The organism is Desulfovibrio sp. (assembly GCF_014803725.1).
In the GTDB taxonomy this organism is placed as follows: Bacteria; Desulfobacterota; Desulfovibrionia; order Desulfovibrionales; family Desulfovibrionaceae; genus Desulfovibrio.
Genome location: NZ_JAAVBE010000019.1, coordinates 56,706 through 77,242 on the forward strand (window position 1 = coordinate 56,706; position 20,537 = coordinate 77,242).

The window sequence follows — 20,537 nt, forward strand, 5'->3', positions numbered from 1 at the left end:
GGGGCGGGGCGGGATTTTCCGCGCCCGCGCATTTTCGGTTGAGCATGCTCGTTCTCGGTATCGAAAGTTCCTGCGATGAGACTGCCCTCGCCCTTGTTGACGAGGGGCGCCCGCTGGCCTCGGTGCTCGCCAGCCAGGCCGACATCCATGCCCTGTTCGGCGGCGTTGTGCCGGAACTGGCCTCGCGCGAGCATTACCGTTACATGGGCCCCCTTTTTGACGAACTCATGCGGCGCGCGGGCGTTGGACCCCAGGCCATTGACCTTGTGTGCGCCTCGCGCGGGCCCGGGCTGCTCGGGAGCCTGCTCGTGGGCGTGGGCTTTGCCAAGGCCCTGGCTCTGGGCCTCGGGGTGCCCTTCCTCGGCATCGACCACCTGCACGCGCACCTGCTGGCAGCCGGCATCGACAACGAACTGACCTTCCCTTCCCTCGGGTTGCTGGTCTCGGGCGGCCATACTCACATCTACCGCATGGAGGCGCCGTGGCGCTTCATCACCCTGGGGCGCACCCTGGACGACGCGGCCGGCGAGGCATTTGACAAGGCGGCAAAGCTCGCCGGGCTGCCCTATCCCGGCGGCGCGCAGCTTGACAGGCTCGCCCGCACGGGGGAGCCGGGCGCCCTCGCGCTGCCCCGGCCCTATCTGGACAACGACAACCTTGATTTCAGTTTCAGCGGCCTCAAGACCGCCGCGGCACTCTGGCTGGAAAAGTCGTGCCCGGAGAGCTGGCCCAGGCCGCTGCCCTCCCCGGAGGCAGCCCCAAAGGCCCTGCGCGATTTCTGCGCCGCCTTCAACAAGGCCGTTGTCGATACCCTGTGCGCCAAGACGGAGCGCGCCCTGCGGCGAAACCCCGATATCCGCACCCTCGTCCTGGCGGGCGGTGCTGCCGCCAACAGCCTGCTCAGGGAGCGCGCGGCGGAGCTCATGCGCGCACACGGCGGCCGCTGCCTCGTGCCGCCGCCGAGGCTCTGCACCGACAATGCCGTCATGACGGCCTATGCCGGCTGGCTGCTCGGGAAGGAAGGCTATTTCCATGATCTTGCCATGGAGACCATCCCGCGCGGACGCAAGATCCCCGAGGACATGCTGTGCGCGCCGGAGGCGTGATCATGACGCCCGGGCCCGCAAGGCGGCTTGCGTCTTGACCGCCAGGGCCGTGTAGCCTATAAATAATCCTCTTTGCAGCGGTTTTGCGGCGCCCGACGCCGCCCCACCAGCAGCCAAGGATCATCTCCATCATGAACTGGGATTGGGACAAGCTACAGGAAAAGCGGCAGCGCCAGCAGGGCGCCCAACGCCCGCCGCGCCGCCCGGAAGAGCCCGACGGCGACGACGTGGAGGCCGGCCGCGAAAAGCCGCGCAACCAGCGTTATCTGCTCAATGAAAGCCGCGGGGGGGGCCCCAACAACCCGTTTGAGCGCCTTTCCCGCTTCAAGCTGCCCAACGGGCGCCTCGTGCTGCTCATCGGCATCGCCGCCGTGGTCCTCTGGCTGCTCTCCGGCATCTATATCGTCAATCCCGACGAGCAGGGGGTGGTGCTCCGCTTTGGCCGCTATGACCGCACGGTGGATCCGGGCCCGCACTATGCGCTGCCAGCCCCCTTTGAAACGGTCTACAAGCCGCAGGTCACGCAGGTGCTGCGCAGCGAGGTGGGCTTCCGCTCCGTGGGGCAGTCCGCCACTTTCCAGCAGGGCCAGGTGCGCACCATCGCCGAAGAGGCCTCCATGCTCACCGGCGACGAGAACATCGTCAATGTCCAGTTCAGCGTGCAGTACAAGATCAGCGACCCGGTGCAATATCTCTTCAACGTCAGCGCGCCCACGGCCCTCGTGCGCAATGCGGCCGAAGCCGCCATGCGCGAGGTCATCGGCAACAGCGAGATAGATTCCGCCATCACCGACGGCAAGCTCAAGATCCAGAGCGAGGCCACCCAGCTGCTCCAGCATATCCTCGACCGCTACGGCGCGGGCATCCAGATCATCGCGGTGCAGTTGCAGGACGTGCACCCGCCCAAGGAGGTCATTGACGCCTTCAAGGACGTGGCCAGCGCCCGCGAGGACAAGAGCCGGATCATCAACCAGGCCGAGGCCTACCGCAACGAGCTTTTGCCCAGGGCCCGCGGCCAGGCCGCAGCCATGAAGAACCAGGCCGAGGCCTACAGCGCCACGCGGGTACGCCACGCCGAGGGCGACGCCGAGCGCTTCGACGCCCTGCGCGTGGAATATGACAAGGCGCCCAAAGTGACAAAGCAGCGCCTTTATTACGAGACCATGGAAGATATCCTCGCCGGTTCCGGCGAAAAGGTGCTCATGGACGGCGCCGCGGCCTCCAGGGCGCTGCCGTATCTGCCGCTCCCGAGCCTGAGCGCGCCGAGGCTGCCCGAGGCCGCGAGCCCCGAGCGCCGCGCCGCGCCCGAAGTGCGCCAGCAGGCGCAGCCGGCCCCCGCCGCCTCGGCCGCGGCCCCCGCAGGAGAACGGCCATGAAAAAGAACCCTTTTCTCCTCGTGGTGCTCATCCTCGCGCTTGCGGCGCTCGGCAGCCAGTGCTTTTTCACCGTGCACCAGACGCAGAAGGCGCTGGTGCTCCAGCTCGGCGAGCCGCTCCCCGAGGTCTACGGCCCGGGCCTGCATTTTAAGCTGCCCTTCGTCCAGAACGTGGTCTATTTCGATTCGCGGGTGCTCGACTACGAGGCCCGCTCCCGCGAGGCCTTCACGGTGGACAAGAAGGCCATCGTGCTCGACAACTACGCGCGCTGGCGCATCATCGACCCGCTCCAGTTCTACCGCACCATGCGCACCATACCCGGCGCGCAGGCGCGCCTCGACGACGTGGTGTATTCGCAGCTGCGCGCGCTCGTGGGCGCCTACACGCTCACGCAGGTCGTTTCGTCGCACCGCGCCAACATCATGAAGGAGGTGACCGACAAGGTCTCGGAGCTCATGAAGCCCTTTGGCGTGGAGGTGCTGGACGTGCGCATCAAGCGCACCGACCTTCCGCAGGAAAACCAGCGCGCCATCTTCGAGCGCATGCGCGCCGAGCGTGAACGCCAGGCCAAGCAGTACCGTTCCGAGGGCGAGGAGGAATCCACCCGCATTCGCTCCGACGCCGACCGCCAGCGCGCCCTCATCCTCGCCGAGGCCGCCCGCGAAGCGCAGGTGGAGCGCGGCCGCGGCGACGCCAAGGCGGCCGCCACCTATGCGGGCGCCTACAGCAAGTCGCCGGATTTCTACGCCTACCAGCGCTGGCTGGAGGCCATGCGAAAATCCTTCAAGGACAATAGCAAGATGGTCCTCACCAACGAAGCGCCGCTGCTCAACCTGCAACAGTAGCGGCGTCAGGAGTTCTGGCATGTCTTCATTTGCGGAAATATATGGCCGTATTACCCTTGCGACCAATTGCCGGACGCAAATGGAACTGGCGGAAGTGCTCGACATCCGCCAGTCCAGCATTTCTGACGCCAAGCGACGCAATTCCGTGCCGGGCGACTGGTACATGAAACTTTTTGAGAAGTTCGGCCTTAATCCCGACTGGCTCAAGCAGGGTATGGGTCCCATGTATCTGCGCACCGAAGAGGGCTATGCCCCGCAGGACGCGCCGGCCTTCCTCGCGGAAAACACCGCCGTCTACGGCGATGACCAGGCCAAGCACCTTGTGTGCACCGAATTTGCCATGCCCGCCGTCTGGGACGACGGCGGCGACCGCCCCGAATTCACGCCGCGGGGCAAGATCTCCCTGCCGCTTTCCCTGGTGCGCCCGGGCGTGCTCGTGTTCCGCATGCGCGGGGTCAACATGGCCCCGCTCATCTCGCAGGGGGCGCACTTCGGCGTGGACACGCGGGAGAACGCCATCACTTCCGGCAAGATCTATGCGCTGTTCGCGCCCAACGAGGGCCTGGTGCTCCGCCGCATCTTCCTGGACGGCGCGCAGACGGGCTACCTGCTGCGCTCGGAATCTCCCGAATTCCCGGAGACGGTGCTTGCGCCGGAGCTCCTGCGCCAGCGGCTCCTCGGGCGCGTGGTCTGGACACTGCAGGAGTTCTAGGATGGCGGCGCCGCACTTCCGGCACATCCTGCGCCCTGCGCCCACTGCGCCTGAGCGCCTTGCGGCGGCGCGGCGTCCGGCTGACCTGCTCACCCTGATCCTCGCCTGCGCGTTGCTTCTGGCAGCCTGCGGCAGCACGCGCACAGCCAAGGCACCGGATCTGGCCGACCCGGCCGGAGAGGCTCTGGCGGCTGCATCCTCCGCCGCTGCCGACGAGGCAAGGCCCCTTACGGAAACTCTTGCCGCAGACGAACCAGCCGGAGAAGTCGCGCCCCGCTGGCAGCCGCTGGCAGCGCGCCTTGCGGCTGACGGCCTTTCCGGCCCGCGCGTGGACGCCCTCTTGGCGAGGCTCTCGCCCACGCCCACGCAGTCGCCCATGGGCCGCAAGATCCGCGAGCTGTACCGCCGCCGCTTCCTGCCGCGCCCGGCCACGGCCAAGCCCGCGCCCCTCTATTACAAGGGCGTGGTCACCGAGGCCAATGCCGCGCTCTGCCGTGACTTCATCGCCGCGCACGAGGCCGCCTTCGCCGCCGCCGACGCGCGCTACGGCGTGCCGCCGGCCATCGCGGCCTCCCTGCTCTTTGTGGAGACGCGCCTTGGCAAGGTGCTCGGCGATGTGCCGGAAAACGCCTTCTACACACTCGCCAGCATGGCGGTGAGCACCACGCCGCAAGACATCAGCCAGTGGCTTCCCCAACTCCCCGGCTATGAGAAGCACATGCCCTGGCTCACCGAGACCCTGCACAAGCGCGCCGACTGGGCCTATAAGGAAACAAAGGCCCTCGTGGAGCATATGCTCCGTGACCACATCGCCCCGGAGGGACTGCCGGGCTCCATTTACGGCGCTGTGGGCCTGTGCCAGTTCATGCCCTCCAACATTTCCACCTATGGCGCCGATGGCGACGGTGACGGCCGCGTGGACCTCTTCACCGCGCCGGACGCCATCGCGAGCCTCGCCCACTATCTTGCCCGCCACGGCTGGAAGGCCGGGCTCTCCCGTGAACGCCAGCACGCCCTGCTCATGACCTACAATCACTCCCGCACTTACGCCAATACCATCCTCGCCCTGAGCGACCTCGTGGCCCAGGTCCCGGCGCCGGCCGCAGCGGTTCAAACATCTCCGGTTTCGGGGGGCAGGCCATGAGCGCAAGCCGCCTCGTCATCACCGGCATGGGCGCTGTCACGCCGCTCGGCATCGGCGTGGGCGACTATTGGCGCGCGCTCATCGAAGGCGAGTGCGGCGTTGACGTGCTCACGCGCTTTGACGCTTCCCTGCTTCCCGTGCGCATCGCCGCCGAGGTGCAAGACCTCCCCGAGGATGACCTCCCGCGCGCCGTGGCCCGCAATGCCGCGCGCTTCATGCGCTATGCCTTCGTGGCCGGCGCGGAGGCCCTCGCCCAGAGCGGCCTTGACATCGCGGCCGCCCCCGAAAGGGTGGGCATCACCATGGGCACGGCCCTTGCGGGCATCGCCGAGGCCAGCGCCGGCGAAGCGGCCTTTCTCGGGAGCAAGACCGGCAAGGTGAGCCCGCACTTCGTGCCCATGATCATCGGCAACATGGCGGCCGCGCACTTGGCCATCCATTACGGCATCCACGGCCCGGGCATGACGCTGGAAACCGCCTGCTCCGCCGGCGGCGACGCCATCATGACCGCCGCCATGCTGCTCAGGGCCGGCGAGGCGGACACCATGCTCGTGCTCGGCGGCGAAAGCATCCTCTGCCCGAGCGTGGTCTCGAGCCTCGCCCAGGCGCGCGCCCTCTCAAGGCGCAACGACGCGCCCGAGGCGGCCTCCCGCCCCTTTGACCGCGACCGGGACGGCTTCGTCATCGGCGAGGGGGGCGGCGCGCTCGTCCTTGAGACGCTGGACCACGCGCGGGCGCGGGGCGCCCAGGTGCTCGCCGAGCTGGCCGGCTGGGGCAACAGCCTTGACGCCCACCACATCACCGCGCCCGACCCCACGGGCGAAGGCGCTGCCGCCTGCATGCGCGCGGCCCTGCGCCGGGCCCGGCTTGCGCCCTCCGCCATCGGCTATATCAACGCGCACGGCACCTCCACGGGCCTTGGCGACATCGCCGAGACCGTGGCCCTCAAGAAGGTTTTTGGCGGCATTGACACGGCCCCGCCCGTGAGCTCCACCAAGGGCGCCACCGGGCACCTCATGGGCGCGGGCGGCATCACCGAGATCATCGCCTGCATCATGGCCCTGCGTGAAGGCATCCTGCCCCCGACCCTCAACCTTGACACGCCCGACCCGCAATGCGACCTCGACTATGTGCCGCGCACGGCGCGGGAAGCGCGGGTGGACGCGGCCATGTCCAATTCTCTGGGCTTCGGGGGCCAGAATTCGAGCATCATCGTTACCCGGCCCGCAGAGGAGATTTCCCGATGACGCATACCTATGACGTGGATCAGTTCCGCGACAATTTTGAGCATGAATTCACCTGGCTGAACGGCTTTATGCGCAATGTGGGTCGCTTTGGTGACCGGCCGGCCCTGTATTCGCCCGAGGATGACCGCCGCTGGACATACCGCGAGCTCAATACGGACGCCAACCGGCTCGCCCATGCCCTCAAGGCCGACGGCGTGGGAAAGAACAGCGTCATCATGTACATGCTGTTCAACAGCCCGGAATTCGTGTTCGCCTACTTGGCCGGGCACAAGCTGGGCGCCATCGGCTGCCCGGTAAACTACCGGCTCTCCGCCGGCGAGCTCGCCCTGCTCATCGATGACAGCGAGCCCGCGGTCTTCATCTATGACGCCGCCTTCGCCCCGGTGGCGGAGCAGGCCCTCGCCATGGCCGGATACAAGCCCGGGCGCGTGGTGCTTGTTTCTGAGACTGCGGGCACTGAAGGGGCCCCCGGCGCGACCGCCTATGCCGACTATGTAGCCGGGCAGCCCGAAACCGATCCCGTTCCTGCCCACCGCAAGCATATCTATGACGAGACCACGCGCCTCTACACCTCGGGCACCACGAACCGGGCCAAGGCCGTGCCCATCAACGACATCAACGAAGTGCTCTCGGCCCACGACGTGCTCATGCACTTTCCGCTCAACGCCAATGACCGCACCATGAACATGACCCCGTGGTTCCACCGCGGCGGTCTGCACTCAGGCGGCCCGACCCCCACCCTTTACGCCGGCGGCGAGGTGGTCATCCTGCGCGAATTCAATCCGCGCCGCTGCCTCGAGCTTGCGGCGAAGGAGCGCGTCACCTTCCTCATCGGGGTGCCCTCCATCATCGCGCTTCTGGCCCGCGCGCAGGAGCACACCCCGGTGGACCTTTCCTCCCTCCGCGGCATCGTGACCATGGGAAGCCCCTTTGAGAAAGCCGCCTGCGAGCGCTACATGGAGCTCTTCACGCCCAATATCTTCAACGGCTACGGCACCACAGAGACCTTCTGGAACACCTTCCTGCGGCCCTATGACCTGCCCGGCAAGGCGGGCAGCGCCGGCATGTCCTGCACGGACGATGACGTGCGCCTCGTGCGCATCCTGCCCGACGGCGGCCATGCCGAGCCGGATGACATGGTCGCCAAGGATAATCTGGAGATCGGCGAGATCATCATCCGCGCCCCGGCCAAGTCCGCCGGCTGCTATGTGAACAACGAGGAGATGTCGCGCCGCAAGTTTTACAAGGGCTTTCACTATACGGGCGACATCGGCACCTGGGACAAGAACGAATTCGTCACCGTGGTCAGCCGCAAGGACGACATGATCATCTGCGCGGGCGAGAATATCTATCCCACCCAGGTGGAAGCCGCGCTCAACGAGCACCCCAAGGTGGCCGAATGCGCGGTGGTGGGCCGGCCTGACCGGCTGCACGGGCAATGTGTGGCCGCCTATGTGGTGCCCGCGGACGAAAGCCTGACCGTGGAGGAGCTGCGCGCCCATTGCGTCGCCCACCCCATGCTGCCGCCCTTCAAGCGGCCGCGCTTCTACACTCTGGTGAAGGAATTGCCGCACACGGCCACGGGCAAGCTCCTCCACTACAAGGTGCGGGAGCAGGCGGAGCGCGATGCCAGAGGGTAAGAGGCGCGTATGGGCAGCGCGAAAAAATTTTTCACGCAGAGCTGAAAATTTTTCGCCAAAAGCTCTCAACTTTTTCTGGAAGGCGCCGATAGGAGAGCATAAGCAAGGCGCGGTCCGCCCCTTTCAGCCATGGGGGCGCCCCGGCGGAACCGAAAGGTTCCCACCCGCCCCGGGGATCACGCGCCGCTTGATGCCACCTGGCATCCGGCCCGCTTCCCGTTGTCGCCGCCCCGGCTTGCGCCCGCCGTTTTTGCACGGCCCGCGCACCGGGGCGGCATGGTATTTCCGGCCTGCCACGTGCCTTTGCCGCCGGGCGCGCCGCTCTTAAGACCCCACTACGGACATCCTGCCGCATGAGCCTTGCCGCCCCTGAAGCGCCACGCGCCAAGAAAAGCCTTGGCCAGCATTTTCTCCGCAACGAGGGGGTCTGCCGGCGTATCGCGGCCCTGCTGCACCCGCAGGCAGAGGACAAGGTGCTCGAGATCGGCCCGGGGCCAGGCGCCCTCACGCGCGCGCTTGAGGCGCAGCCGCATGCACAGCTGCTGCTGCTGGAAAAAGACCGCCATTGGGCAGCGGAACGCCAGCGCGAGGCGGCTGCGGGAACCCGGGCCGTGCTCATGGACGCTCTGCGCTTCGACTGGCGGCGCCTGACACCCGGGGCCGGCTGGAAGATCGCGGGCAACCTGCCCTATAACGTGGCCTCGCCGCTTATCTGGGACATCGTGTCGCAAAGCGGCGCCGCCCGCTGCGTCTTCATGGTGCAGAAAGAAGTGGGCCAGCGGCTTTGCGCCGCCCCGGGTTCGCGCCAGTATGGCGCGCTCTCCGTATGGGTGCAGGCCTATAGCCGGCCGCGCCTCGAATTCAGCCTTAGCCCGGGAGCCTTTGCGCCGCCGCCCAAGGTGGATTCGGGCGTGGTCTCCTTCACACCGTTGCCACAGGAGGCCCGGCCTCGTCACCCGGCCGCGCTGGAACGCCTGTTACGCATCTGCTTTCAGCAGCGCCGCAAGCAACTGGGCGGCATTTTCGCCCGCGCGGGCCGGACTGAGCTCGCCAGGGCGCTCCCGGGACTTGGCCTTTCGCCGCAACTGCGGCCCGAGGCGCTTTCCGTGGCGGACTTCCTCCGCCTCGCGGGCCTTCTTGCGGAGATGTCAGGAGACGAAAGGCCGGATACCACAGAAAAATGACCGCTGACCGCGCACAGAAAAGCCGCCCGGCGCCATGTCCGGGCGGCTTTTTGCATTGTATCCCCGAAAGGTCAGCTATTCAGCGCCTTCGCCTTCCTTGAGCAGCTTTTCGAGGAAGTCGATGGCGTCCTTTTGCAGGGCTGTCAGGTAGTCCTCGCCCTTGAAGCTCTCCGTATAGACCTTGCAGATGGCCTCGGTGCCCGAGGGGCGCACGGCGAACCAGCCGTCCTCGCTGCTCACCTTCACACCGCCGATGGGCGCGTCATTGCCGGGCGCGCGGGTGATGACGCTCGTCACCGGCGAGCCGCCCAGGGTCTTGAGCTTCACCTGCTCCGGTGTGAGCGCCTTGAGCAGGGCGCGCGTCCTGTCGTCGGCCGGGGCGTCGAGGCGCTGGTAGATGGGGTCGCCCACGATCTTCGTCAGGTCCTTGTAGATCTCGCTCGGCGACTTGCCTTCCTTGGCCATGACTTCCGCGGCCAAAAGGCACATGAGCGGGCCGTCCTTGTCTGTGCTCCACGGGGCGCCGTCAAAGCAGAGGAAGGACGCGCCCGCGCTCTCCTCGCAGCCCATGCCGCAGCGGCCGCTGAAGAGGTAAGGTACGAACCACTTGAAGCCCACGGGCACTTCCACCACCGGGCGGTTCAGGTGCTTGCCCACGCGGTCCAGCGTGGCGCTCGTGACCACGGTCTTGCCGATGCCGCGCTCGGCCGGCCAGCCGGTGCGCGTGCGGAAAAGGTGCCACGCGGCCACGGTGAGCGAGTGGTTGGGGTTCATCAGCTCCTGGCGGGTGACGATGCCGTGCCTGTCGGAATCCGGGTCGCAGGCGAAGGCCAGGTCGAAGTTGCCGCGCATTTCGAGCAGGCGGCTCATGGCATAGGGCGACGAGCAGTCCATGCGGATCTGGCCGTCCTTGTCCAGCGGCACGAAGCGGAAGGTGGGGTCCACCTCCTTGTTGACCACGGTGAGGTCAAGCCCGTAGGTCTCGGCGATGGGCTCCCAGAGGGGCAGGCTCGCGCCGCCCAGCGGGTCCACGCCGAGCTTGAGGCCCGAGGCGGCGATGGCCTTCATGTCGAGCACCTTGGGGAGGTCATCCACATAGGCGCGGGTGTAGTCGAACTCCTCCACCAGCGGCGATTTCCTCGCCTCGCGCAGGTGGACGAGCTTGACCGTGCGGTTGCCGGACTCAAGATACTCGTTGGCGCGTTTTTCGATCCAGGTGGTGACATCCGTTTCCGCCGGGCCCCCGTGGGGCGGATTGTACTTGAATCCGCCGTCGCGCGGGGGATTGTGCGAGGGCGTGATGATGATGCCGTCCGCCAGGCCGCGCTCGCGGCCGGCGTTCCAGCGCAGGATGGCGTGCGACACAGCCGGCGTGGCCGTATAGGCGCCGTCCTTGGAAATGCGCACATTGACGCCATTGGCCACCAGCACCTCGAGGGCCGAGCGGAAGGCCGCCTCGGAAAGGGCGTGCGTATCGCCGCCGAGGAAGAGCGGGCCGTCGATGCCCTTGGCGCCGCGATAGTCGCACACGGCCTGGGTGATGGCGTAGATATGCTCCTCATTAAAGGTATGGAGCAGCGAGGAGCCGCGATGCCCCGAAGTCCCGAAAGACACGCGCTGCCCCGGGATCTTGGGATTGGGAAATTCGGTATAATAGGCGCTCATCAGCGCGGGGATGCGCTCGAGTTTTTCGGGCGCGGGCAGATGACCGGCATCACAATGAACAACGGGCATGGTCCACCTCCTGAAGATGCTCTGAAGACGCTGTCAAATTTTACGCCGGAAAGCCGCCAGCCGCAAGAGGCGGCGCCCGCGCCCTTAAATACACAGGGGGGCGCCCACCGGGCGCCCCCCTGGATTCATGGCTCGGGTGAAAGACCGCTACTTGCCGATGGGCACCGCGCGGAAATAGGTGTCCCCGTGCCGCTGGATCTGGAGCATGACCGCCCCGCGCTGCACGCCCACCTCCTTGACGATTTTGGAGAGGTCGGCCGCGCTGTGGACCGGCACCTGGTTGGCCTTGAGGATGACATCGCCTGGCTGGAGGTCAGCCTCGGCCGCGGGCTTTTCCGGGTCAACACTCACGATGAGCAGGCCCTCGTCTTTGGCGATCTTGAGCTCCTTGCGCTCCTCCTTCTTGAGCGGGCGCACGGAGAGGCCGAGCAGGCTCTCATCCTGCTGCTTCTGGCCGCTGCCGTCCTTGCCCATGGCCTGCGGACTCTTGCGCTCGCCAAGGGTGACGGTGATCTCCTGGGTCTTGCCGTCGCGCCAGACGGTGAGCACCGCGGTGCTGCCCGGGGCCTTGTCGGCGATGGCGCGCAGAAGCGCCGCGGAATCGTCGATATTCTTCTTGTCCACGGCGATGATCACGTCGCCGTCCTGCACGCCGGCCTTGGCCGCAGGCTCATTTTCCATGACGGAGCCCACCAGCGCGCCCGCAGGCTCCTTGAGGCCCAGGGCCTTGGCGGAATTTTCGTCAACGTCCTGAATGGTCACGCCGATCCAGCCGCGGCTGATCTTTTTGCCGTTCTTGATCTGGTCGATGATCTTGGCGGCCATGTTGCTCGGGATGGCGAAGCCGATGCCCTGGCCGCTGGCGATGATGGCCGTGTTGATGCCCACCACCTGGCCCTGCATGTTGAGCAGCGGCCCGCCGCTGTTGCCGGGATTGATGGAGGCGTCCGTCTGGAGGAAGTTGTCAAAGGGGCCGGAGCGGATATTGCGGCCCTTGGCGGAGAGGATGCCCGCCGTCACCGTGTGGTCGAGCCCGAAGGGATTGCCGATGGCGAGCAGCCACTCGCCCACCTTGAGGTCGTCGGAATTGCCGAACACGAGATAGGGCAGCGGGTTCTTGGACTCCACCTTGAGCAGGGCAAGATCCGTCTCCTCGTCGGAGCCGATGAGGGTGGCCTTGAAGTGCTGGCCCTTGCCGTTGCGCTCGTCAAGTGTGACGTTGATGACATCCGCCTCGGCGACCACATGGTTGTTGGTCACGATATAGCCGTCGGCTGAAACGAGGAAGCCCGAGCCGAGCGACTTCTGCTTGCGCTGGGGGCGCTTCCCGCCGGGGGCTTTGCGGCCCTTGCGGTCGCCGAACTGGTCGAAGAATTTTTCAAATCCTGGCGGCATGTTGCGGAACATTTCGCCAAAAAAGTCTTCGGCGCCGGCGGCCGAAGCCTTGCGCTCGGTGCCGATGTTGACCACAGCCGGGCCGCACTTGGCCGCAAGCTCGCTAAAATCCGGGAGATCCGCCGCAAGGCCCAGGGAGGCCGTGCCCAGAAAGGCCACGGCCAGAAGGGCTGCAAGGCATTTTTTCATGCTCATGAACGCTCCTTGGAAGATTTTTGCATGGCCTTTTGCAAAGCCTGTGCCATGATTCCCGTAACAGGAGCGCCCGACACGGCGTGCTGCTTCCATCCGCCGCCGCCCGCCCCGCGCGGGCCGGCGCCCGCGGCCTGCGGGTCATTGTCGGCGCCTTCATAGGTGAGGCTGATGCGGCGCGCGCCGCTGTCAATGTTTTGGACGACGAGGGTCACGCTGTCGCCCTTGTCCAGCTTGGCGAGCTCGGGCTTCTTGCTGTTCTTGATGACGCCGGCCGGCAAAAGGCCCGTGATGCCCGGGGCGAGCGTCACAAAAAGGCCGTACTGGCTGCGCCCCTCCACCGTGCCCTCCACCGTGGCGCCCACGGGGAAGCGCTGCTCCGCGTCCTGCCAGGGGTCGCCCTCGGCGTCGCGCAGGCTCAGGGCGATGCGCCGCGTCTCCGGGTTCACGTCCTTGACCTTGACGGAAACCTCGTCGCCCACGCTGAGCACGTCTTCCGGCTTGTTCACGCGCTTGGCCCAGGACATTTCCGAAATATGGATAAGGCCCTCCACGCCCGGCAGCACTTCCACAAAGGCGCCGAAGGGCGCGAGGCGACGCACCTTGCCCTGCACGATGCTGCCCGCGGCGAGCCGCGCCGGCACATCCTGCCACGGGTCGCCTTCGGCCTGCTTGCGCGAGAGCGAGATGCGCGTCTGGCCTTTTTCATTGGTGGTGATGCCGAGCACCTTGACGCGCACCGGGTCTCCCACGGAGACGGCCTCATCGGCGCTTGCCACGCGCGACCACGCGAGCTCCGAAAGGTGGATCATGCCTTCCACGGCCGGGGCCAGCTCCACAAAGGCGCCGAAGGGCGCGAGCCTCGTGACGCGGCCCTCCACCATGTCGCCGGGCTTCAGCGTCTCGAGCAGCTTTTCCAGGCTCTCGCGCCGCTCGCGGTCGAGTAGAGCCCGCCTGGAGACCACGATATTGCGGCCACGATTTTCCACGCGCGTCACGAGGAACTGGAGGGTGCGGCCCACCGGGCCTTCGCCGTCCGAGGCCGCGGCGTCCATCTGGCTGCCCGGGCAGAAGGCCGACTTGCCCAGCACCTCCACAAGGTAGCCGCCCTTGCAGGTGCCGGTGACGCGCCCTTCCACGGGCACGCCGGCGTCCCGGGCCTCTTCCAGCGCGGCGACGCCGCTGCCGCTCATGGAGCGCGACAGCACGATGCCCTGCGGGCTCGCGGCCACCACCCAGGCCTCCACGGTCTCGCCGGGGCCCGCGATCTCCTTGCCGTCGGCATCCAGAAGGTCCTTGCGATCCATGATGCCGTCTTCCTTGAGGCCCACATCGACAAAAACATTCTCGCCCGTCACGGCGATGATGGTGCCCTTCACCTTCTGGCCGGGCTGCACCTGGCCGGACGAGGCCTCGTCATGCGCGGCCAGGAGGGCGGCAAAATCTTCGCCGCCGTCTTCGGGCGCGGGGCTGTTGCGCTGTTCCTCTGTGGTCATATGCTGTGCTCCTTGAACTCGCAGTGGAGAATGAAGGCGCTGATGCTACCGCACCTCACGCCGAAAGACAATGGAAGGAGGCGCCGCGGGCCCGGAGCGCCATCCGGGCCCCTGCGGGGAGGTGGATGGCCCTGCAAAAAACCTGTATGCTCGGTGAAGCGCGCTGGGGGACGCTCGCAGCCCCCCCCGGCGCGCAAGGAGGCGATTTGTTGTACACAAGCTCCTGTCCCTCCCCCCTCGGCGAACTGACCCTCGCCTGCGATGATGAAGCCCTGGTGGGCCTGTGGCTCGAGCGCGAGACAGCGCGTGAGGCCATGGGGGGCGCCCCTGTGGAGGAAAAGCCGGACGCCCCCCTCCTGAAGCTGGGGCGCCAGTGGCTCGACGCCTATTTCGCGGGCAAAAGGCCCGGCATCGGCGCCCTCCCGCTGGCTCCCGCGGGCACGCCCTTCCAGCAGCTCATCTGGAGCCTCCTGCGCGCCATCCCCTACGGCGAATGCGTAACCTATGGCGCCATCGCCCGTGAGGCCGCGCTGGCACTCCACAAGGAGCGCATGTCCAGCCGGGCCGTGGGCGGCGCCGTAGGCCGCAATCCCCTCTCCATCATCATCCCCTGCCACCGGGTCGTGGGGGCGCGGGGCAACCTCACCGGCTATGGCGGGGGGATCGCGCGGAAGATACGGCTCCTGGAGCTGGAGGGCGTGGACATGCGCCGCTTCAGCCTGCCCCGCAGGGGAAAATATGCGGAGCGCTGAACAGCGCGCACGCGCCCCCGCCATTGCCACCCCGGCGCTTGGGGCATAAGCTCGCGCCATGAAAAACCGCCGTCTCTTTTACCCGGGCAACCGTTTCCTCATCCTCTACCTGTCGTTCTTGAGCGCCTTCGCCCCCATCTCAACGGACATGTACCTGCCGGCGCTCCCCTCCATCGCGCGCGCCTTCGCCACCACCAACGAACTCGCGAGCGCCACCATCAGCACCTTCATGCTGGTCTTTGCCGTCTCCATGCTCTTCTGGGGGCCGGTGAGCGACAGATACGGCCGCAAGCCCGTGCTCCTTGCTGGTTCCCTGCTCTACATCGCCTCCAGCGTCGCCATCTGCCTCACGGGCTCCATCGGGGCCTTTCTCGCCTGGCGCGGCGTGCAGGCAGTGGGCAGCGGAGCGGCCAGCGCCATGTCGCTCGCCATCGTCAAGGATGTGCTGCGCGGCGGCTCCATGGAAAAGGTGGTGACCATCATGCAGGCCACGGTCATCATCGCGCCGCTCACCGCTCCGGTGCTCGGGGGCTGGCTTTTGCTCATGGTGGACTGGCGGGGCATCTTCCTCTGTCTCGCCCTGTGCGGCGTGGCGGCGCTCATCGGCACCCTCTGGCTCAGGGAGACCAATCCCCGCCGCGGCGGCCTCACCCTCGGGGCCACCTTCAGGCGCATGGGCGTGGCGCTCGGCAACAGGAACTTTCTTTACCCGCTGCTCATCTTTTCGGCCATGTCCATGCCCTTCATGTCCTACCTCGCCGTGTCGGCCTTTATCTTCCAGGACACCTTTCACGTTTCGGCACAGGAATACAGCCTGTTTTTCGCGCTCAACGCCGGTGCTTCCCTGCTGGGGCCCTTCCTGCACATGGGGATTTTCCGCCACTGGAACAGGAACCGCGTTCTTGCCGGGCACCTCTCTGCCATGTGCCTTGCGGGCATCAGCGTCATTTTCTGGGGCGCACGCGGCCCGTGGACCTTCGCCCTGCTGTTCGCGCTCCTCACCCTGTTCGGCAGCGCCCTGCGCGCGCCCTCGACTGTGCTCATGATGGAGAGCATCGAGGGCGACAACGGCGTCGTCTCCTCGCTCATCAACTGCATGGGGCTGCTCTTCGGCGCGCTCTCCATGCTGCTGGCGAGCCTTTCTGTGTGGCCCGGCGCCATCCTGGCCGTGGGCTGCATTTCCACGGTCGTTTCCGCCCTGTGCCTCGCCGCGTGGCTCATGGTGGCGCGGAGGCGTGCCAGGGACTGAGCCTAGAGGGCGCCCGGCCCTTTCCGCGGGGCCGCGATTTCGCTACACTTTGGGCATGGATGAAAGGACACCGTCTTGCCCCCCACCCGCGCAGGAATTTCACGTGAAGGAAGGGCGGCTCGACCTCACCCTCCGGCTCTGCCCCCAGGGACGCGACCTCCATGCCATCCTTACTGGCGGCGACGGCCATGCGGGGGCCACGGCCCTGGCCGCGCCCGGGGAGGCGACACTGGTCAGCGAGCGCCCCGGCCATCGCGAAGGGGCGCTGGCCGGCCTCGTGGCCGGGCGGCTCTGCGCGGGGCTCGGCTGCGCGGTGAGCGTGAGCTGCGGCATCCACTTCGAGGCCATCACCCGGCAGGAGATCGCCGCGGTGGAAAAGCTGGGCGCCCGGCTGGTGGAGGAATGCCTCTCCTCCCGGCATACAAGGAGTGAAAACCCATGCTGAAAATGGAAGAATTGCAGGAACTGGAAAACTATATCCGCTCGGGCGAGCTGGAAAAAGACTTTCACGACGGCTGCGAGAACGACCGCCACTATTTGCTGGAATTGCTGGAAAAGCTCATGGACATAGGCGAGCTCGCCGATGAGGCGGCCACCAGGCTCATTTATCGCGGGCTCAACCCGGCCTTCATGCCGGAAAAGGGCGGCGAGGCTTAGGCCGCCCCCTGAGTGTCGCCGGTGCGCCAGACGCCCGCCGCCACCGCCTCGGCCACGGCGCTGCAGAGCTGCGCCACGTCTTCCGGGGGCGTGATGTAGGGCGGCATGAGGTAGATGAGCTTCCCGAAAGGCCGTATCCAGACGCCGCGCTCCACAAAGAAGCGCTGCAGGGCCCGCCCGTTGACCGGCGCCTCCATTTCCACCACGCCGATGGCGCCGAGCACGCGCACGTCGGACACGCCCTCGAACTGACGGCAGGGCGCGAGCCCATGGGCAAGTTGGCGCTCGAGCGCCGCCACCTGCTCCTGCCAGTGACCTTCCTCGAGTATGTCCAGCGAGGCGCCCGCCACCGCGCAGGCCAGCGGATTGCCCATGAAGGTGGGCCCGTGCATGAAGACGCGGCCCTCGCGGCAGATGTCTTCGGCCACGGCGGCCGTGCAGGCGGTGGCCGCCAGGGTCAGCACGCCGCCTGTGAGCGCCTTGCCGCAACAGAGGATATCCGGGGTGACGCCGGCCCACTCCGCGGCGAAGAAACGGCCCGTGCGGCCAAAGCCCGTGGCGATCTCGTCGAAAATGAGCAGCGCGCCGGCCTTGCGGCAGAGATCGGCAAGCCCCCGCAGATAGTCAGGATGGTAGAACCACATGCCGCCGGCGCCCTGCACCACGGGCTCGAGGATGACGGCCGCTATCTCGTCGCCATGCCCGGCAAAAATGCGGCGCGCGTCGGAAAGCGCGCTTTCCGCAAAGGGCGCGTCAAAGCGGCAGGCCGGGCGCTCCATGAAGAGCTGCTGCGGCACGAGGCCGGCAAAAAGGCTGTGCATGCCCGTCACCGGGTCGCAGACGGACATGGCCCCCAGCGTGTCGCCATGATAGCCGCCGCGCGGCGCGAGAAAACGGGTGCGCCGCCGCTCCCCCCTGCCCTGCTGGCACTGGAGGGCCATCTTGAGGGCCACCTCCACGGCCACGGAGCCGGAATCGGCGAAGAAGAGCCGCACGAGGCCGGGCGGCATGGCGGCGAGCAGCCGTTCCCCCAGCGTGACCGCCGGCGCATGCGTGAGCCCGCCGAACATCACATGCGGCATACGGGCGGCCTGAGCGCGCAGGGCGGCGGTGAGGCGCGGGTGGTTATAGCCGTGCACGGCGGCCCACCACGAAGACATGCCGTCAATGAGTTCGCGGCCATCGGCGAGGACGATGCGGTTCTCATGGCTCAGGGCCGCGGTCTCCAGCGGGGGCAGGCGCGTGGCCGAGGCATAGGGATGCCAGAGCGCGGCATGGTCGCGCGCCTCCATGTCGCCGGCCTTTCCCGCATCCGGCGCCTTCACCGCCTCATACAGCGCCCGCGCCAGCGGCAGGAGGGCCCGGGCTATGCGTTCCCAGCCCTGCGGGGCGGAAAGTTCCGCCTGCGGTACGGGGCAGAGCACGGCGCCGGGCCAGTCCTGAGCCAGCCGCGCGCGCAAAAAGCGGATATTATCTTCCAGGATGCGCGCCCCGCTGGCCTCGCGCAGCTCGCGGGGCGGTTCCACCACGGCGAGCCCGGCCAGCGCAAGCCCGCGCCCTTGCAAGGCCGCCAGTGACAGCAGGGCATGGTTCAGCGCGCCCAGCTCGTTGCGAACGACGAGGACCACCGGCGCGCCCACCCGGGCCATGAGGTCAAGCATGGCCTCGCGCGCATTGAGCGGCGCCAGCAGGCCGCCGGCGGCCTCCAGAAGCAACAGTTCGGCGGGCGGCGACACACGCGTCCAGTGCTCGCGGATGCCACGCGCAAGGCCGGCAGCGTCCAGCACAGCGCCCTCTTCGGAAGCCGCCAAAAAGGGCGAGGCCGGGAGGGCAAAGGTACGCAGTACCGCGGCCGGCGCCAGAGCGCCACCGGGCAGGTCGGCCACGGCCGCCGCATAGACCGCGGCATCGCCGGCGAGGGGCGCGCCGGGCGACGTATCCACAGGCGCCACGCCGGTCTGCAACGGCTTGACCGCCTGCGCCGCCACGCCGAGGCCGCGCAACGCACGCAAAAGGCCGGCCGTGACCACCGTCTTCCCCACATCCGTGCCCGCACCGGCCACAAAGACGGCACGCAAGGGCGCCTCGCGCTCAGGCATGCTGAGGCACCTCCATGCCGCAGGCGGCGATCAGGGCCAGATCATCCTTGAGCGATTCACCGCTGGTGGTGAGGTAATCGCCGGTCATGAGCGCATTGGCGCCCGCGGTGAATATCTCGCCCTGACGGCGCCCGAGCACCAGCGGGCGCCCGCCGCAGATGCGGAGCGCCGCCCCGGGCAGGATATGCCGGAAGACCGCAATGATGCGCAGGGCCTCCTCCGCTGTGAGCGGTTCCTGCCGGGCGAGCGGCGTGCCCGCCTGCGGATGGAGAAAATTGAGCGGCACATGCCTCACACCCAGTTCGCGCAGGGTGAAGGCCAGGCTGATGCGGTCCTCCCACGTTTCCCCAAGGCCGAAAATGCCCCCGCAACAGAGGCTGAGGCCCGCGGCCTGCGCGCGGCGCGCCGTATCGCGCCTCTGCTTCCAGCGCTGGGTGGAGCAGACCTGCGGATAGTAGCCGGCCGAGGTCTCAAGGTTGTGGTGGTAGCGCGTGATGCCGCAAGCGGCGACGCGTGCCATGCGTTCGTCGTCCAGCCGCCCGAAGGAGGCGCAAAGCCGCCCGCGCACGGCGGCGGGCAACGCTGTCACGAGCCTGAGCACGCGCTCGAAATCCTCACCGTCCAGCGCGCCGCCGCTCGCCACAAGGCCGATGCGGCGCACCGGTGTTTCCGCCAGTGCGAGGATGCGCTCGCGCAACACAGCATCCTTGAGCAGCGGAAAGCCGGCCTGCGGCACGGGATTATGCCGGCTTTGGGCGCAAAAATGGCAATCCATGCCACAATGGCCGCTGCGGATATTGATGATGGCGCACAGATGCACCGAATGCCCGCTGGCTTCGCGCCGAAGCTGCTCCGCGCGGGAAAAGAGTTCCGCATCGGGCAACGAGAGCAGTTCCAGCGCTTCCTCAGGGGACGTGACGGAGAAAGAAACCATGCAGTATCCAGGGATGCAACTCTGCAATAAGCGGAAAACCTGACCGGCGGCTTTCCCCGGCGCCCCTGCTGGAAGCGGCGGGGAAGCCCCGAAAACGAAAAAGCCCGCCGTGGGGCGGGCTTGCCGATGTATCCTAGCTGGCCTTGCGGCGCTTTTCCCACAGCTTCATGTCTTTCATCTTCTTGCGGCGTTCCCGCTGGAGCGACTTGCACACGAGGGGCGTGTCTTTCTTCAGGCCCCACTTTTCGCGGTAGGCCGCGCTGTCGAGTCCGTGGCTCGCCAGGTGGCGGCGGGTGAGGATCTTGAAGCTCTTGCCGCATTCAAGGCAGGTGACGGACTTTTCCTTGATGGACTTGCGGGCTTCCTGGGCCATTTCCGCACAGTCCATCTCATCGGGGACGACATCTTCCGCAATGGCGCGGATGCCGGCAGCGAGCTTCTGGATATAGGCCGTGATTTCCTCTTCGCTCATGATACGCACACCGGCCTGGGCACGCGCAATTTCAAGCGCTTCTTTCAGATAATCGTCCATGGTGATCACCTCAGTCTTTAAAAGGAAAAAACGATGTGCGGCAACCTGAGCACGGAAAAACGACATGTCTCTGACAACCGCGCGGGCATGATTTACCACTCGACACGGAAGAGGCTACACAACCTTCCCCGCAGCGTCAATACTTCTCTCTGACTTTCAGGAAAAATATTTGACGGATGAAGTATGGAGGACGCCATACTGGAATTTTTCGGCCGCGCTGCACAGCAGAGCACTTCCGTTTCG

The 20,537-nt window shown here is 66.9% G+C and carries 18 protein-coding genes; 12 read left to right on the forward strand and 6 right to left on the reverse strand.

Annotated features, from left to right (window positions below; genetic code table 11):
- The first annotated feature begins 44 nt into the window (after nt 1–44).
- The 8 genes from tsaD (at nt 45) to rsmA (ending at nt 9,254) form a co-directional block, all read left to right on the forward strand.
- On the forward strand, nt 45–1,106 hold the full coding sequence (gene tsaD, locus HDR50_RS05770; protein ID WP_291356773.1) for a tRNA (adenosine(37)-N6)-threonylcarbamoyltransferase complex transferase subunit TsaD: 1,062 nt from the start codon (nt 45–47) through the stop codon (nt 1,104–1,106).
- Nucleotides 1,107–1,237: 131 nt separating this feature from the next.
- Entirely contained in the window at nt 1,238–2,482 is a 1,245-nt protein-coding gene (gene hflK / locus HDR50_RS05775; RefSeq protein ID WP_291356776.1) for an FtsH protease activity modulator HflK, read from the forward strand.
- Nucleotides 2,479–3,327 carry a protease modulator HflC gene (locus tag HDR50_RS05780; protein ID WP_291356778.1) on the forward strand — a complete coding sequence of 283 codons (849 nt, stop codon included), beginning with the start codon at nt 2,479–2,481 and terminating at the stop codon, nt 3,325–3,327. The genes hflK and HDR50_RS05780 overlap by 4 nt, the downstream gene beginning before the upstream one ends.
- A 19-nt stretch (nt 3,328–3,346) precedes the next feature.
- The gene (locus HDR50_RS05785; protein ID WP_291356780.1) at nt 3,347–4,039 is read left to right on the forward strand and encodes a helix-turn-helix domain-containing protein; all 693 of its coding nucleotides are present in this window, start codon (nt 3,347–3,349) and stop codon (nt 4,037–4,039) included.
- 1 nt (nt 4,040) lies between these two features.
- On the forward strand, nt 4,041–5,183 hold the full coding sequence (locus HDR50_RS05790) for a lytic murein transglycosylase (protein WP_291356782.1): 1,143 nt from the start codon (nt 4,041–4,043) through the stop codon (nt 5,181–5,183).
- Nucleotides 5,180–6,430 carry a beta-ketoacyl-ACP synthase II gene (fabF, locus tag HDR50_RS05795; protein WP_291356784.1) on the forward strand — a complete coding sequence of 417 codons (1,251 nt, stop codon included), beginning with the start codon at nt 5,180–5,182 and terminating at the stop codon, nt 6,428–6,430. The genes HDR50_RS05790 and fabF overlap by 4 nt, the downstream gene beginning before the upstream one ends.
- A complete protein-coding gene (locus HDR50_RS05800; RefSeq protein ID WP_291356786.1) occupies nt 6,427–8,070 on the forward strand; it encodes an AMP-binding protein in 1,644 nt (547 codons plus the stop codon). Before fabF ends, HDR50_RS05800 begins: the two co-directional genes overlap by 4 nt.
- Before the next feature lie 353 nt (nt 8,071–8,423).
- On the forward strand, nt 8,424–9,254 hold the full coding sequence (rsmA, locus tag HDR50_RS05805) for a 16S rRNA (adenine(1518)-N(6)/adenine(1519)-N(6))-dimethyltransferase RsmA (protein WP_291356788.1): 831 nt from the start codon (nt 8,424–8,426) through the stop codon (nt 9,252–9,254).
- Between the two features lie 75 nt (nt 9,255–9,329).
- Here the strand turns inward: rsmA and HDR50_RS05810 are convergent, their stop codons facing one another.
- From HDR50_RS05810 to HDR50_RS05820, 3 genes are all read right to left on the reverse strand, one after another.
- Complete coding sequence (locus tag HDR50_RS05810; protein WP_291356790.1) at nt 9,330–10,988, reverse strand: phosphoglucomutase; 1,659 nt, start codon at nt 10,986–10,988, stop codon at nt 9,330–9,332.
- A gap of 147 nt (nt 10,989–11,135) precedes the next feature.
- On the reverse strand, nt 11,136–12,578 hold the full coding sequence (locus HDR50_RS05815; protein ID WP_291356792.1) for a DegQ family serine endoprotease: 1,443 nt from the start codon (nt 12,576–12,578) through the stop codon (nt 11,136–11,138).
- Complete coding sequence (locus HDR50_RS05820; RefSeq protein WP_291356794.1) at nt 12,575–14,071, reverse strand: 30S ribosomal protein S1; 1,497 nt, start codon at nt 14,069–14,071, stop codon at nt 12,575–12,577. The genes HDR50_RS05815 and HDR50_RS05820 overlap by 4 nt, the downstream gene beginning before the upstream one ends.
- A gap of 206 nt (nt 14,072–14,277) precedes the next feature.
- Between HDR50_RS05820 and HDR50_RS05825 the strand changes: the two genes are divergently transcribed.
- From HDR50_RS05825 to HDR50_RS05840, 4 genes are all read left to right on the forward strand, one after another.
- Nucleotides 14,278–14,823 (forward strand): methylated-DNA--[protein]-cysteine S-methyltransferase, encoded by a 546-nt coding sequence (locus tag HDR50_RS05825; RefSeq protein WP_291356796.1) that lies wholly within the window; start codon nt 14,278–14,280, stop codon nt 14,821–14,823.
- A gap of 58 nt (nt 14,824–14,881) precedes the next feature.
- A complete protein-coding gene (locus HDR50_RS05830; protein ID WP_291356799.1) occupies nt 14,882–16,072 on the forward strand; it encodes a Bcr/CflA family efflux MFS transporter in 1,191 nt (396 codons plus the stop codon).
- 103 nt (nt 16,073–16,175) lie between these two features.
- The gene (locus HDR50_RS05835) at nt 16,176–16,517 is read left to right on the forward strand and encodes a hypothetical protein (RefSeq protein WP_291356801.1); all 342 of its coding nucleotides are present in this window, start codon (nt 16,176–16,178) and stop codon (nt 16,515–16,517) included.
- Complete coding sequence (locus tag HDR50_RS05840) at nt 16,511–16,729, forward strand: hypothetical protein (protein ID WP_291356803.1); 219 nt, start codon at nt 16,511–16,513, stop codon at nt 16,727–16,729. Before HDR50_RS05835 ends, HDR50_RS05840 begins: the two co-directional genes overlap by 7 nt.
- Here the strand turns inward: HDR50_RS05840 and bioA are convergent.
- From bioA to HDR50_RS05855, 3 genes are all read right to left on the reverse strand, one after another.
- The gene (bioA, locus tag HDR50_RS05845) at nt 16,726–18,828 is read right to left on the reverse strand and encodes an adenosylmethionine--8-amino-7-oxononanoate transaminase (protein ID WP_291356805.1); all 2,103 of its coding nucleotides are present in this window, start codon (nt 18,826–18,828) and stop codon (nt 16,726–16,728) included. The genes HDR50_RS05840 and bioA overlap by 4 nt on opposite strands.
- Nucleotides 18,821–19,762: a biotin synthase BioB gene (gene bioB, locus HDR50_RS05850; protein ID WP_291356807.1), complete on the reverse strand. Its 942-nt coding sequence runs from the start codon at nt 19,760–19,762 to the stop codon at nt 18,821–18,823. The genes bioA and bioB overlap by 8 nt, the downstream gene beginning before the upstream one ends.
- A gap of 133 nt (nt 19,763–19,895) precedes the next feature.
- Complete coding sequence (locus HDR50_RS05855; RefSeq protein ID WP_291356809.1) at nt 19,896–20,294, reverse strand: MucR family transcriptional regulator; 399 nt, start codon at nt 20,292–20,294, stop codon at nt 19,896–19,898.
- Nucleotides 20,295–20,537: the final 243 nt, after the last annotated feature.